Origin of the sequence: Bacillus cereus (assembly GCF_007678085.1) — a bacterium.
Lineage (GTDB): Bacteria > Bacillota > Bacilli > Bacillales > Bacillaceae_G > Bacillus_A > Bacillus_A cereus_BE.
Genome location: NZ_VEDW01000001.1, coordinates 1161292 through 1174583, shown reverse-complemented (window position 1 = coordinate 1174583; position 13292 = coordinate 1161292). Strand labels below are relative to the sequence as shown.

Genomic DNA, 13292 nt, shown 5'->3' with positions numbered 1-13292 from the left:
GTAGTTATTTTGGAAAAAGTAGTGAGAAAAAAATTAAATATACCGAAACAAACTGACTGGAATAGTAAATATGTAAACAACTCTCATAAATGGGGTACTAGGGTTCTTATCATTTCTTATATAATTGTTACAATGATATGTGCCACTTTAAATCCCATTTATATTAGTAATTTACCCATATTATTTTTAATAACTTTATACTGTTTTCAATCATATATGGAGTGGAAATATGATAAAGAATCGAGGGAATATGTCATTTCTTTAGGAACAGTTCCATTATTAATAATAACAGGAATTATGTTTAATCTCTTCTTTTATAGTTATTGGATTTAATCATATGTGGAATAAACGGAGTGGCAAAATGAAAATACCTAGATTACGTGCTGAAGTAATGATTGTAAATGAAAATCGTTCTAAAGTACTTGTACAATGTGATTTAAGCGAAACATTTTATCGTTTTCCAGGTGGTTCTATTGAATCTGATGAAACAGCAACAGAAGCAATCATGCGAGAATTAATGGAAGAATACGATTTGAAGATTGACGTTCAAGAGTTAGCTGTTGTAAATGAGGATATTTTCGAATGGAACAACGGAAAAGGACATCATTGCACATTGATACATTGAGGAACTGTTGAAGAGATAATTAGCAATGAAAAAAGACATAAAGAACATCCGAATATTATATTAATATGGAAAAGTATAGAAGAATTAAAACCGAAGCCAACATATCCTGAAGGGATTGTAAGTTATTTAGAAGAGGATAACCGGAATATAGTCCACTTTATTTCTAAAAATAAATAAAGTAAAAGGAGGTGGAGTAATGAGAGCTTCTACTTTTTGGATTATAAGTATTATTTTTTGTATAGTTGTTTATTTTTTGGATAAGTATTTAAGAAAAAAATTGAATATGCCAAAGAGTGGTTTTTGGGGATATAAAAAACATGTAAATAGTTTACACAAAAAATTAGAAATAGGACTAATGTTTATTTATTTAATAACTAGTTTTATTTTTATCGTTAAATTCGAAAGCGTTAATATTGCTTATGTCATTTTTACTTATTTAGGGGGAACGATGATATTAAGAGCATTGATGGAATGGAAATTTGATAGAGAATCGAAAGAATATATATTCTCGATAATCGGAGTATTTACATTTGCTGTTATGACTTCAATGCTTTTTTACTTCTTTTCATCTGCCGCATAAAAAATGATTGTTGGTATAAATAATGAGATGGCTTAAAGGGAATGTAAGTTATTCACCAAAGGATGACTGTCATGTAATCCACTTTATTTTAAATAATGCAACGTAGTATTAGGAGGGGATTGAACATGTGGAATTCTACTGTTTGGATAATAATTATAGGAATTGCTATAGGCGGATATTTTTTAGAGCAGTTTTTAAGAAGAAAGTTGAATATGGAGAAGAGGGGTTTCTTTGGGTATAAGCATGTAAATAGCTTGCATGTAAAATTGGAAATTGTATTATTTATTATTTATTTTGTAAGTATTATTATTTATGTTAATAGCGATGAAAATGCAAAGATAGGGTATGCCTTTTTTATTTTTTTTGCAACATTATGGACGTTACGTGCATGGATGGAATGGAAATTTGATAGAGAATCGAAAGAATACATCCTTTCAACAATCGGTTTACTTGCATTTGTAGTTATGATTTCATTGCTACTTTACTTCGATCCGATTTCAGCGTAAAAGTAAGTCTATAGATATAAAACGAGGGGATGAAATGGTTTGGGGTTAAATAACATATTAGAACAAATTCAAGTGAAATTTGCAGAGCAATCACTACTAATAATAGGTATTGATGGTTGTGGGGGAGCAGGAAAAAGTACGTTAGCTAATAAAATAAAAAATAAGTTTTCAGCTGTAACGATTGTTCATATGGATGATTTTTATTTACCATCTGCACAGATTGTAAATGAACATCCTACGAATAAATTGATTGGTGCAGATTTTGATTGGAAACGCCTTTTACAAGAAGTTTTAAATCCGATTAGTAATGGATTTGAAGGATATTATAAACGATACGATTGGGAAACGGATTCTTTAGCAGAATCTCACACTGTCCCTACAAACGGTATTGTTATTATAGAAGGTGTATATGCAACACGTCAGGAACTGGCGGAAATGTATGATTTGAAAATATGGGTGAATTGTCCTCGTGAAACACGTATAAAAAGAGGGATTGCTAGAGACGGGGAAGCAGCGCGCGATATGTGGGAAAACAATTGGATGATTGCTGAAGATATGTATGTAGAAAGTCATAAACCATATGAATTTGCAGATTTTATTATTGATGGTACAAATAATGAAATAACTATTAAATAAGAAACCATTTACTACTAAATGGTTTCTTATTTAAATTCATCATTTATTTTGGATAATATGGATGTAACGAAATTTGTTCTATCCTCAGCATATTTATGTTTAACATTAGGATTAGCTTGTGAAAGTTGAATCTTTAACTGTTCATATTGTATACGAGAAATATCGTTATTTATTAAGTAATCTCTGAATTGTAATTGCTCTATTAAATATGGATTTCCTTGTTCAAACATATGAATTTGATGAGTTCTTGGCTCTCCTTTATTAAAATAGTATCGTTCAGGTAGTACATCTTTTCTGTATTTATAGTTTAGCAGTTCTAATTTTTTTATACATTGTATACCGTCCTTATAATCTTTTAGTTCGATTGCTATATCAATAATTGGCTTTGCACTTAAATGTGGAATAGAGGTACTACCAATATGGTGTATTGCTAAAATATGTTCACCAATTTGTTCCTCAATGAATTGTTTTTCTTTCATAAACTCAATTTGCCATTGTTCAGTCCATGGAACTAAAAACACTTTTCCATATGGTAAACCTAACATTTAATTCGCACCTCTTTCAAAATGGATTTCAAAAGGTCTATTACATTTTCTTAAAGCTTCTTAAAACAAGGTATTCCCACAATCTCCAAGGAAGAATCTTCTTCGCAAACATCATAAATTTTACACCTTTTCCAATCGGATATCGTAAATTCGTACGCTTTGATTCAGCAATTTCTACAATTTTATTAGCAACATCTATCGGATTACCAAACGTATCACTGCCGCTATTAATATGTTTTTGTATTTTAACCATATATTCTTTGTAAGGAGAAGATGTATCAGATTGGTTTGTAGCTAGTTGTTTACCAACTTCCCAAATATTTGTGCTATAAGAACCTGGTTCTATTAAAGCAACATCTATTCCGAACGGTTTTACTTCTAAACGAAGGGATTCACTCCATCCTTCTAATGCATATTTTGAAGAAACATAAGGGGATAGACCCGGGAACCCAACTTGACCACTGATGCTGCTTATATTAATGATTTTCCCACTTTTTTGTTCTCTCATATAAGGTAAAACAAGCTGTGTAATTGAAATAGCTCCAAAAAGGTTCGTTTCAAATTGTTTACGGTATTCCTCTACTGGAATTTCTTCTACAAAGCCCCCATTTGCATATCCTGCGTTATTAATAAGTAGGTCTACTCTGTTTATTTCTTTTATATATAATTGAAAGTTAAGTATAGAGTTTTGATCGGTTACATCTAATTGTTGAACTGTTATGTTCTGCAGCAAGTTGAGTTGAGTAGCTTGAGATATTAAGTTTCCTTGTTTTTCAAGGTTCCTCATTGTAGCGATAACTAAATAATCTTTTTTTGCGAGTTCGAGTGTAGTTAATAGTCCGAATCCGCTTGAGGCTCCTGTAATAATTGCGATTTTTTTATTCATCTTCCGCCAGCTTTCTTTTTCTTTTATCATAACGAGTTATGATAAGAAAATCTATTATTCTTACATTCGTTTTGAGAGCAATACCGTTAATTCTATTTTAAAAGAGGGAATCATACGGACTCAGCGTATATAAAGAAGTGAGTATAAATACGTTAATGAAATGAGGGAATAAAAATGGCGCATGTGAAAGATGTATTAGCAGATCAATTATTAGCGAATGCAAACGATCCTAGTTGGTATATTCCATTTTCAGATGCAGTGAAAGATCTATCTGAGAGAGAAGCTTTCTGGAAACCGAATGAAGAGAGTAATAGTATAGCTGAAATTGTACAACATTTACTGTATTGGAATTCAACGTGGCAAACTAGGTACAAAGAATCGAATGTGAATGCCGTGCCCGCTATTGGTGATAATAACAAAAGTTTTATGCTTTCAGATAATCAATCTTTCGATGAGTTAAGAGAAAAACTACTAGAGAAACTATTACAATGGCAAAAGCTTATAGATGAAGAAAAGGTTGAAAGTGATGTAGTTGGATTTCCTGTTTCTGCAAAGTGGTGGGAAGTATTAGCAAATGTAACAACTCATAATGCTTATCATATTGGTCAAATTATTTACATCCGGAAGTTACAGAAGAGTTTTGATAATGAATAAGATCACAATTCTCAAATTAGGTGAACAAAAGTGGACAAAACGAGACAGGTGTCTCATTTTGTCCACTTTTTTATTTTGATAGAAAAAAGAAACCCTATTAAATCAAGGGTTAGAATTTGGCACAGTACTTGCATTATAAAAGATGAACAAGAAAATAGGAGGGCTGGACATGTTAAAAACAACTGAAAGTAAAGGGAATGAAATTACGAAAGAACAAGCTCGTTGGATGTATGAAAAAATGTTAGAGATTCGTAAGTTTGAAGATAAGGTACATGAATTATTCGCGCAAGGCGTTCTGCCAGGTTTCGTTCATTTATACGCAGGTGAAGAAGCGGTAGCAGTTGGTGTATGTGCCCACTTAACAGATAGTGACAGTATTACAAGTACGCATAGAGGACATGGACATTGTATCGCAAAAGGCTGTGATTTAAACGGTATGATGGCTGAACTTTTTGGGAAAGCGACAGGGTTATGTAAAGGTAAAGGCGGTTCCATGCATATTGCCGATTTAAATAAAGGAATGCTTGGTGCAAATGGGATTGTAGGCGGAGGTTTTCCACTTGCTTGCGGCTCAGCATTAACAGCTAAATATAAAGGTACGAAAGATGTAAGTGTTTGTTTCTTCGGTGACGGAGCAAATAATGAAGGAACATTCCATGAAGGGGTTAATTTAGCGGCGATTTGGAAGCTACCAGTTATTTTTATCGCAGAAAATAACGGTTACGGTGAAGCAACGACATTTGAATATGCTTCAAGTTGTGATTCCATTGCAGATCGGGCGAAAGCTTATAATATTCCAGGTGTTCAAGTAGATGGAAAAGACTTACTTGCAGTATATAAAGCGGCGGAAGAAGCAGTAGAACGTGCACGTAATGGCGGTGGTCCAACGATAATTGAATGTATGACATATCGTAATTATGGTCATTTTGAGGGTGAAGCACAAACATATAAAACGTCAGAAGAAAAAGAAGAACATTTAAATGAAAAAGACGCGATTGTGAATTTCCGTAAGCATTTAATTCATGAATCTTTATTAACGGAATCTGAGCTTGTGGATATGGAAAAGGCAGTAGATGAAGCGGTACAAAAATCAATTGAATTTAGTGAAAACAGTCCATATCCAGAGGATGAAGAATTATTAAAAGATGTATACGTTTCTTACAAATAAGAGGAGGGTGAAAAATAATGACTAGAACAGTAAGTATGTCAACTGCAATTAATGAAGCGATGAAAATCTCAATGCGTCGTGATGAAAACGTAATATTAATAGGAGAAGACGTTGCAGGTGGTGCACAAGTAGATCACTTGCAAGATGATGAAGCATGGGGCGGTGTACTCGGCGTTACGAAAGGACTTGTACAAGAATTTGGCCGAAATCGTATATTAGATACACCAATTTCTGAAGCGGGTTATATGGGAGCCGCAATGGCAGCTGCGGCAACGGGATTACGTCCGATTGCTGAATTAATGTTTAATGATTTTATCGGAAGCTGTCTGGATCAAGTATTAAACCAAGGTGCAAAGTTCCGCTATATGTTCGGTGGTAAAGCGAAAGTGCCAGTTACAGTACGTACGATGCATGGTGCTGGTTTTAGCGCAGCGGCACAACATTCACAGAGTTTATATGCGTTGTTTACAAGCATTCCAGGGATAAAAGTTGTCGTTCCTTCTACTCCGTATGACGCAAAAGGCTTATTATTAGCGGCAATTGAAGATGATGACCCAGTAATCTTCTTTGAAGATAAAACACTTTACAATATGAAAGGTGAAGTACCAGAAGGGTACTATACAATTCCTTTAGGGAAAGCCGATATTAAACGCGAAGGTTCTGATGTAACAATTGTTGCAATTGGAAAACAAGTTCATACAGCGCTTGCAGCTGCGGAGCAATTATCGAAAAAAGGACTTGAAGTAGAAGTAATCGATCCACGTTCTTTGTCACCGCTTGATGAAGATACAATTTTAGCATCTGTTGAAAAAACAAATCGCCTTATTGTTATTGATGAAGCAAATCCAAGATGTAGTATCGCAACAGATATTGCGGCAATTGTAGCGGATAAAGGATTCGATTTGTTAGATGCACCTATTAAACGAATTACAGCACCACATACACCAGTTCCGTTCTCTCCACCACTTGAAAAGTTGTATTTGCCAACGCCGGAGAAAGTAATTGAAACTGTATCAGAAATGATTGGAGACCAATCGTTATTACATGTGTAATGAAACGATGAGAAAGGGGAGAGAAGCATGGCTGTAGAAGTTGTAATGCCGAAGTTAGGTATGGCGATGAAAGAAGGTATTATTACGAGCTGGAATATTAAAGCAGGCGATAATGTAGCAAAAGGTGAACTTATTGCTAGTATTAACTCGGAAAAAATCGAAACGGAAATAGAAGCACCAGCGGATGGAACTGTTCTTGGTATAGCTGTAAGTGAAGATGAGGGAGTTCCACCTGGCACTGTAATTTGCTATATCGGTAAGCCGAACGAAAAAGTAGAAGTCTATGAAAATATAAATGTTGTAGAAGAAAAAACAACTAATGCAAAACATAAAAACATACAACATCCAGAACCATTTGCGATAGATGTGACGAAGCAAAGAGTTAAAATATCTCCAGTAGCGAAGAAAATTGCAAAAACTGAAAAACTTGATATTAGATCATTAGTTGGTACAGGCCCTGGGGGAAGAATTACAAAGGTAGACGTATTAAAGGCGCTTGAAGTAAAAGTAGCAATTCCAGAAGTACTTGAACAAGAAGAAAGTAAAGTCATTCCTGTTACTAGTATGCGAAAAGCAATTGCGAACCGTATGCATGCGAGTTTACAAAATAGTGCGCAATTAACATTAACGATGAAAGTAGATGTTACAGATTTAGTGGCTTTACATAAAGATATAGCGGAAGTTGTACAAAAACGATACGATAACAAATTAACCATTACGGATTTCGTTTCTCGTGCTGTTGTATTAGCGCTTAGGGAGCATAAAGAAATGAATAGCGCGTATATAGATGATGCCATTCATCAATTTGATCATGTTCATTTAGGCATGGCGGTCGCGTTAGAAAAAGGATTAGTCGTTCCAGCTATTCGTTTTTCAAATAACCTATCTTTAGTAGAGTTATCTAAAGAGATTAAAAATGTTGCACAAAAAGCAAGAGAAGGTAGTTTAAGTAGTGATGATATGCAAGGAACAACCTTTACAATTAGTAATTTAGGTAGCTTCGGTATTGAATATTTCACGCCAGTATTAAATACACCTGAAACTGGTATTTTAGGTGTAGGTGCAATTGAACATGTTCCTGTATATAAAGGGAAAAAAATAAGAAAAGGAAGTATGTTACCTTTAAGTTTAACATTCGATCATCGTGTATTAGATGGTGCACCAGCAGCTGCATTTTTACGCACAATTAAACGTTATTTAGAAGAACCTGTAACAATTCTTTTATAAAGAGAAGGTGAGAGAATGAGTAAATTAGTCGTTATTGGAGGCGGACCTGCTGGATATGTAGCAGCAATTACCGCGGCTCAAAATGGGAAAGATGTCACTCTAATTGATGAAGCAAATCTTGGCGGGACTTGTTTAAATGTTGGTTGCATGCCTACAAAATCATTGTTAGAAAGTGCAGAAGTACATGACGTTGTGAGAAAAGCGAATCATTATGGAATTACACTTAACAATGGAAGTATATCAATTGATTGGAAGCAAATGCAGGCGAGGAAATCACAGATCGTAACGCAGCTCGTCCAAGGAATTCAATATTTAATGAAGAAAAATAAAATAAAAGTTATGCAAGGTAAAGCGAAATTTGAAACGGATCACCGTGTGCGAGTTAGAAATGGTAATAAAGAAGATGTAGTAGATGGAGATCAGTTCATAATAGCGGCAGGTTCAGAACCGACTGAATTACCTTTTGCTCCGTTTGATGGGAAGTGGATCTTAAATAGTAGCCATGCAATGTCTCTAGAAAATATACCGAGATCATTATTAATTGTTGGCGGTGGTGTAATAGGGTGCGAGTTTGCAAGTATTTATAGTCGCCTTGGAACAAAAGTTACGATTGTTGAAATGGCACCGCAATTATTACCTGGTGAAGATAAAGATATCGCACAAATATTAAAAGAGAAACTAGAAAGTGATGGCGTAGAAATATTTACAGGAGCTGCTCTAAAGGGATTAAATAATTATAAGAAGCAAGCTTCGTTTGAATATGAAGGAAGTAGCCAAGAAGCTAACCCGGAATATGTTCTCGTTTCTGTAGGTCGAAAACCACGTGTCCAAGGATTAGGTTTAGAAAAAGCAGGCGTCCAATTTTCAAATAAAGGAATTTCTGTGAATGAACATATGCAAACAAATGTATCACATATTTACGCAACAGGTGATGTGATTGGTGGAATCCAGCTTGCCCATGTTGCTTTCCATGAAGGAACGACAGCAGCATTGCACGCATGCGGAGAAGATGTAAAAGTAAACTATCATGCTGTACCTCGCTGTATGTATACAGTTCCAGAAATTGCTAGTGTCGGTTTAACAGAAAAAGATGCAAGAGAGCAGTACGGTGATATCGAAATTGGAGAATTTCCTTTTACAGCGAACGGAAAAGCACTTATTATTGGAGAACAAACGGGTAAAGTAAAAGTTATTGTGGAACCTAAATATCAAGAAATTATAGGGATTTCAATTATCGGTCCTCGTGCCACCGAACTGATTGGACAAGGAACCGTAATGATTCATACGGAAGTTACTGCCGATATTATGAGAGATTATATTGCAGCGCATCCAACTTTATCTGAAGCGATTCATGAAGCGTTATTGCAAGCTGTAGGACATGCTGTACATGCTTAAATGAAAATATAATAAACCACTATTCTCTAAATGTATAAGAGAATAGTGGTTTGAATTTTTACAGAAAAAATTGAATATCCTATTATTTTTTTACGTCAATCGCTGAAGTAATATCGTTCCAATCAGCAGCTAAATTAGCAGTTTTACCGTACCAATCAGCATGTTTAAATACAACACCTTTTCCATATCCTTGTGTAGAAGTATGCTCCCAAAGCGTCGTTGAATAACTTGCAGAAGGTGACGCTGTACTTACAGAGGAAATTCTGTCGTTCCAGCTAGAAGGCAAGTTTTTAAAACCGCTGCTCCAGTAAATATATTGGCCACCTTTATCTTTATGTTCATAAAAATCAGTACTACCAGCACCGCTACCTAAAGGATTAATTTTATTTTTAAGTGCTTTTTTATCCTTTTCAATATAAGCATCTAATGTTTCACGGCTAGTAAAACCATAAGCTAGCCAATCTCCGTTTTCATTTTGCTCAGGTAATACCATAGTAATTTGGATGTCGTTTTTCTCCTGTTCACTTAATTTTGCAAAAGAAGTAACATTCTGTTCATCAACTTTTAAATAATCAAATGATTTAATAACATTACTTTTTTCTTCAGCACTTGCTACTCCTAGTCCTCCAGTTAATGCAAAACCCGCTACTAATGTCCCTGCTACTAATTTCTTCAACATATAACCATCCCTTTTTGTTTAGATTTTTGTACAGGTGAATCTTTGTACTAGTAAAATGTATTCCAAATGAGAACTATTGTAAATATTCTGAAGTTTTAGAAATAAAAGGCGGAATATTTACAGTTTTGCATTTTTTCTTTAGAAAAAATAGTTATCGGAATGATATAATAAATAGATATATCGCTTTTGTTGGATGTTAAAATGTTTTAGGAGTGGTGCGATTGAAGAATTTCACTGGAGATTGGTATAAAGAAATGCAAATTATAGAATTTGTAAGTTTTATAGAGTCTATACAAGAATGGTCAGAAATGGATATACAAAGTTTAATAGAGGAAATAAAGGAAAGGAAAACAGATTTATTAAAATTCCTTCCGGAATCCATACACCCATTTATTTATAGCACCAAAATTAATTCAGAATATCCTTCTAGTGAATTGAAAAAACTTATGAAAGAATGGATAGAGGATTGTGAGAAAAGAAGGGCTCATTTAGATTGATTCTACTTAGAGCAATTCCATTCGATTAAGAAAAAACTCCCAACAAATGTTATTCAGTTACATGATTACTCACTACATGACAGTGTAGTCAAATCAGTAGAGAGAATATCAAAAGATACGCTAATTATTATATTAGATTGCAGTAGTACTTTCAGTGAATTTGATAAACTGGCAGTAACTTTTATAGGGGTAACGAAATGTTCTATTCCGGAAGATTTTGAAGGTGCTTGGTGGTTAGGTCATGAAATAGATCTTACTAATGAAGGATTCGAATTGGGTGTTTTATTTGATTGTCCATTTGAAGAAGTGACGATTTGTGCAAAAGATGTATTGCTTGAGATAGGTAACTAGTAAACTTTATAACTTTATAAACAAAAAAACAGTCTTATAAGACTGTTTTTTATTTAGATGCTAAATTATCAAGTTTCCAATAAGTATCTGTTAACGGCGCAGCTTTGCTATCTATGTATAAATACATGGTATTTAAATCTTTTGGAGAAGCTTTCATATTAAATACAATGTCGGTAGTTAAAGAAAACTCAGAAGGAACCTTTTTAGCATTTTCATTTTGTATAACTTCACCTTCGTATTTTTCACCCGTTTTTTTATCTTTTATGAAATATTTTATTTCTGAAAGATCTATCGTTTGTCCGTCAGTACGAGCATTATTTATAGTAACTCGAGCTGTGAGACGCCACTCTTTGTCTATTTTTTCGAATTTAGCGTTTTCAACAGTTGCTCTATAGTATTCATTTTTATATATTTCCCCATAGTGCATTGCATCCTTTTCAAGAGCGCTCTTTTCTTGTTTCGGTGCAGTATTCCCATTACATCCTGCCATTAGTCCTGTAAATAATAATGCTGTACAAGTTACTTTAATTATAGATTTCATAATAATTCCTTTCTGTGTTAAAAAGTAAAACATAGGAATAATTTTACATGAATAGGAAGGTAAATGGAAGTATATTTGTGGAATATACAAATATACATTTATTTCGTTGTCAAGTTAACAGAATAGAAAGAGGGAAAAAGCTGAATAAAACGGAGTGAATAAGAATTGAAAATATTGTAAAACGGAAGAGACATGCATATAATTAAAATAAGGATGAGATTTCAGAATCTTCAATAACGGCGGTGGGTACATGTTTACTGAAGAGCGTAGAGAGAAAATTTTAGAGTTACTTAAGAAAGATGGAAGGGTAATTGCTAAAGATCTTGCGGAAAGTTTTGATATGTCTATTGATTCAATAAGAAGAGATTTATCTATTATGGAGAAGGATGGCTTGTTAAAAAGAACACATGGAGGTGCAGTTGAACTTACGCGAGTGAGAAACTTAGCTGCCGAACCAACGAAACGTTATCGTGATAGTTCAATAGAGGAAGATACGATTGCAAAAGTTGCTGTATCCTACATACAAGAAGGCGATTCCGTTTTTATTGGCGGGGCTTCTATTCATTACGCCATGTTAAAATACTTACCTGAAATGTCATTTACAGTGATTACGAATTCTTTAGAAATTGCTAGTAAGTTACGGGATTATAAGAATGTAGATACATACTTAATTGGTGGAAAGGTGAAGCCATCAGGAAATATGACAGATACACTTGCCTCTGAAATGATCAGTAGATTATCAATTGATATTTATTTCTCTACAGGAGGTGGTATTTCATTGAATGGTATAAGTAATACAACGCCTGAAGATGTTTATTTTGGAAAAGCAGTAAGTAAAATTGCGCGAAGAAACATTTGTTTAGCTCCTCATACGAAACTCGGAATAGACTGCTTTGTAAAAGGAGAGTCACTGAGTGAAATCGACCTTATAATAACAGATGAAGAGGCTAGTAAAGAAACGATTCAACAATTTGAGAAACAAGGTAAAGAAATTGTAATAGCATTAATAGACTGACTACATTTAAAAGGAGTTTCAAATGATTATAAAAGGACAAGAGTTTCATATAAATGGATTAACTTATACAATTCGTTCTGCAGCTGAAACGGATGCGGAGCAGTTATCAGAAATTAGAGTTCAGATCGATGGCGAAACTGAACATATGGATAGAGAAGCTGGAGAGGGATTTATAGATAAGATAGGGTTTCAAAAAATAATAAAAACAGATAGTGAAGAGATAAAGAATCTGTTTTTAGTTGCAGAAGTGCACAACCAAATCGTAGGATTTTCAAGATGTGAAGGATCAAATTTGAAGAGATTATCCCATAAGGTAGAATTTGGTGTTTGTATTTTAAGAGAGTTTTGGGGATATGGAATAGGTAAGAGTCTATTGCAACAATCTATTCATTGGGCTAATGAAAATGAGATTAAAAAGATATCATTACAAGTGTTAGAGACAAATGAAAAAGCCATTCAGCTTTATAAAAAATTAGATTTTGAAGTAGAAGGTATTTTGAAACATGATAAAAGACTGTCGGATGGGAAGTATTATAATACGGTATTAATGGGAAGGTGTATTTGAGGCTGTTCATAAAAGAGGTGGAAATGTATGTTTTATAGAAGAAAGTACTATATAGTAAAGAATGAATTTATAGAAATATTTAATGAGCATTTTACTAAAACGAACTTACCCAATCAATTAAAGCATGGTTCCAGGCTAATAGGACGCTGGATGAAAGATAATAATGATGGTACAACAGAAATATTCGCCATATGGGAATATGATAGTTATGAACAGTATAAAGAAATTGAATCAAAAATTAGAAGTGACGAGATTCATGTTAAAAGAATACATGATTGGTATGAAAAACATGGCGGAAGAGAATATGTTTTACAGAAGTACATATTAGAGTTAAAAAATGAAGAGTTAGTATGTACTGTAAAGTGATAGA

General features: G+C 33.9%; 16 protein-coding genes and 2 pseudogenes. 14 read left to right on the top strand and 4 right to left on the bottom strand.

What is annotated here, in order from left to right; all coding sequences use genetic code 11:
• Positions 1 to 9: 9 nt before the first annotated feature.
• From FS742_RS05980 to FS742_RS05960, 5 genes and pseudogenes are all read left to right on the top strand, one after another.
• On the top strand, positions 10 to 333 hold the full coding sequence (locus FS742_RS05980; protein WP_144611594.1) for a DUF4181 domain-containing protein: 324 nt from the start codon (positions 10 to 12) through the stop codon (positions 331 to 333).
• Between the two features lie 28 nt (positions 334 to 361).
• Positions 362 to 802: pseudogene (locus FS742_RS05975) on the top strand (NUDIX domain-containing protein).
• Between the two features lie 19 nt (positions 803 to 821).
• Positions 822 to 1205 carry a DUF4181 domain-containing protein gene (locus FS742_RS05970; RefSeq protein WP_144611593.1) on the top strand — a complete coding sequence of 128 codons (384 nt, stop codon included), beginning with the start codon at positions 822 to 824 and terminating at the stop codon, positions 1203 to 1205.
• A 125-nt stretch (positions 1206 to 1330) separates the two neighbouring features.
• Complete coding sequence (locus tag FS742_RS05965; protein WP_144611592.1) at positions 1331 to 1711, top strand: DUF4181 domain-containing protein; 381 nt, start codon at positions 1331 to 1333, stop codon at positions 1709 to 1711.
• 39 nt (positions 1712 to 1750) lie between these two features.
• A complete protein-coding gene (locus tag FS742_RS05960; protein ID WP_144611591.1) occupies positions 1751 to 2347 on the top strand; it encodes a uridine kinase family protein in 597 nt (198 codons plus the stop codon).
• A 26-nt stretch (positions 2348 to 2373) separates the two neighbouring features.
• Here the strand turns inward: FS742_RS05960 and FS742_RS05955 are convergent, their stop codons facing one another.
• Positions 2374 to 2892 carry a GrpB family protein gene (locus FS742_RS05955; protein WP_144611590.1) on the bottom strand — a complete coding sequence of 173 codons (519 nt, stop codon included), beginning with the start codon at positions 2890 to 2892 and terminating at the stop codon, positions 2374 to 2376.
• 40 nt (positions 2893 to 2932) lie between these two features.
• Positions 2933 to 3778, bottom strand: a complete 846-nt coding sequence (locus FS742_RS05950) for an oxidoreductase (protein ID WP_222124841.1) — start codon at positions 3776 to 3778, stop codon at positions 2933 to 2935.
• A gap of 174 nt (positions 3779 to 3952) precedes the next feature.
• Between FS742_RS05950 and FS742_RS05945 the strand changes: the two genes are divergently transcribed.
• The 5 genes from FS742_RS05945 (at position 3953) to lpdA (ending at position 9274) form a co-directional block, all read left to right on the top strand.
• On the top strand, positions 3953 to 4432 hold the full coding sequence (locus FS742_RS05945; RefSeq protein ID WP_144611588.1) for a DinB family protein: 480 nt from the start codon (positions 3953 to 3955) through the stop codon (positions 4430 to 4432).
• A 169-nt stretch (positions 4433 to 4601) separates the two neighbouring features.
• Positions 4602 to 5600, top strand: coding sequence for an acetoin:2,6-dichlorophenolindophenol oxidoreductase subunit alpha (gene acoA, locus FS742_RS05940; protein ID WP_144611587.1), 999 nt, complete (start codon positions 4602 to 4604; stop codon positions 5598 to 5600).
• A gap of 17 nt (positions 5601 to 5617) precedes the next feature.
• Positions 5618 to 6652 (top strand): acetoin:2,6-dichlorophenolindophenol oxidoreductase subunit beta, encoded by a 1035-nt coding sequence (gene acoB / locus FS742_RS05935; protein ID WP_000198893.1) that lies wholly within the window; start codon positions 5618 to 5620, stop codon positions 6650 to 6652.
• A gap of 27 nt (positions 6653 to 6679) precedes the next feature.
• Positions 6680 to 7879, top strand: coding sequence for a dihydrolipoamide acetyltransferase family protein (locus FS742_RS05930; protein WP_144611586.1), 1200 nt, complete (start codon positions 6680 to 6682; stop codon positions 7877 to 7879).
• A gap of 15 nt (positions 7880 to 7894) precedes the next feature.
• A complete protein-coding gene (gene lpdA / locus FS742_RS05925; RefSeq protein ID WP_144611585.1) occupies positions 7895 to 9274 on the top strand; it encodes a dihydrolipoyl dehydrogenase in 1380 nt (459 codons plus the stop codon).
• Positions 9275 to 9356: 82 nt separating this feature from the next.
• Here the strand turns inward: lpdA and FS742_RS05920 are convergent, their stop codons facing one another.
• Positions 9357 to 9953, bottom strand: coding sequence for a hypothetical protein (locus FS742_RS05920; RefSeq protein WP_144611584.1), 597 nt, complete (start codon positions 9951 to 9953; stop codon positions 9357 to 9359).
• Positions 9954 to 10174: 221 nt separating this feature from the next.
• On the opposite strand from FS742_RS05920, the pseudogene FS742_RS05915 reads away from it, so the two are divergent.
• Positions 10175 to 10801: pseudogene (locus FS742_RS05915) on the top strand (DUF4085 family protein).
• 49 nt (positions 10802 to 10850) lie between these two features.
• Here the strand turns inward: FS742_RS05915 and FS742_RS05910 are convergent.
• Positions 10851 to 11342 (bottom strand): hypothetical protein, encoded by a 492-nt coding sequence (locus FS742_RS05910; RefSeq protein ID WP_144611583.1) that lies wholly within the window; start codon positions 11340 to 11342, stop codon positions 10851 to 10853.
• Between the two features lie 250 nt (positions 11343 to 11592).
• On the opposite strand from FS742_RS05910, the gene FS742_RS05905 reads away from it, so the two are divergent.
• From FS742_RS05905 to FS742_RS05895, 3 genes are read left to right on the top strand one after another with little or no spacing between them, the layout of a single operon-like run.
• Positions 11593 to 12357: a DeoR/GlpR family DNA-binding transcription regulator gene (locus FS742_RS05905; RefSeq protein ID WP_144611582.1), complete on the top strand. Its 765-nt coding sequence runs from the start codon at positions 11593 to 11595 to the stop codon at positions 12355 to 12357.
• 22 nt (positions 12358 to 12379) lie between these two features.
• On the top strand, positions 12380 to 12922 hold the full coding sequence (locus tag FS742_RS05900) for a GNAT family N-acetyltransferase (RefSeq protein WP_144611581.1): 543 nt from the start codon (positions 12380 to 12382) through the stop codon (positions 12920 to 12922).
• 27 nt (positions 12923 to 12949) lie between these two features.
• Positions 12950 to 13288: an NIPSNAP family protein gene (locus FS742_RS05895; RefSeq protein ID WP_144611580.1), complete on the top strand. Its 339-nt coding sequence runs from the start codon at positions 12950 to 12952 to the stop codon at positions 13286 to 13288.
• Positions 13289 to 13292 lie beyond the last annotated feature (4 nt).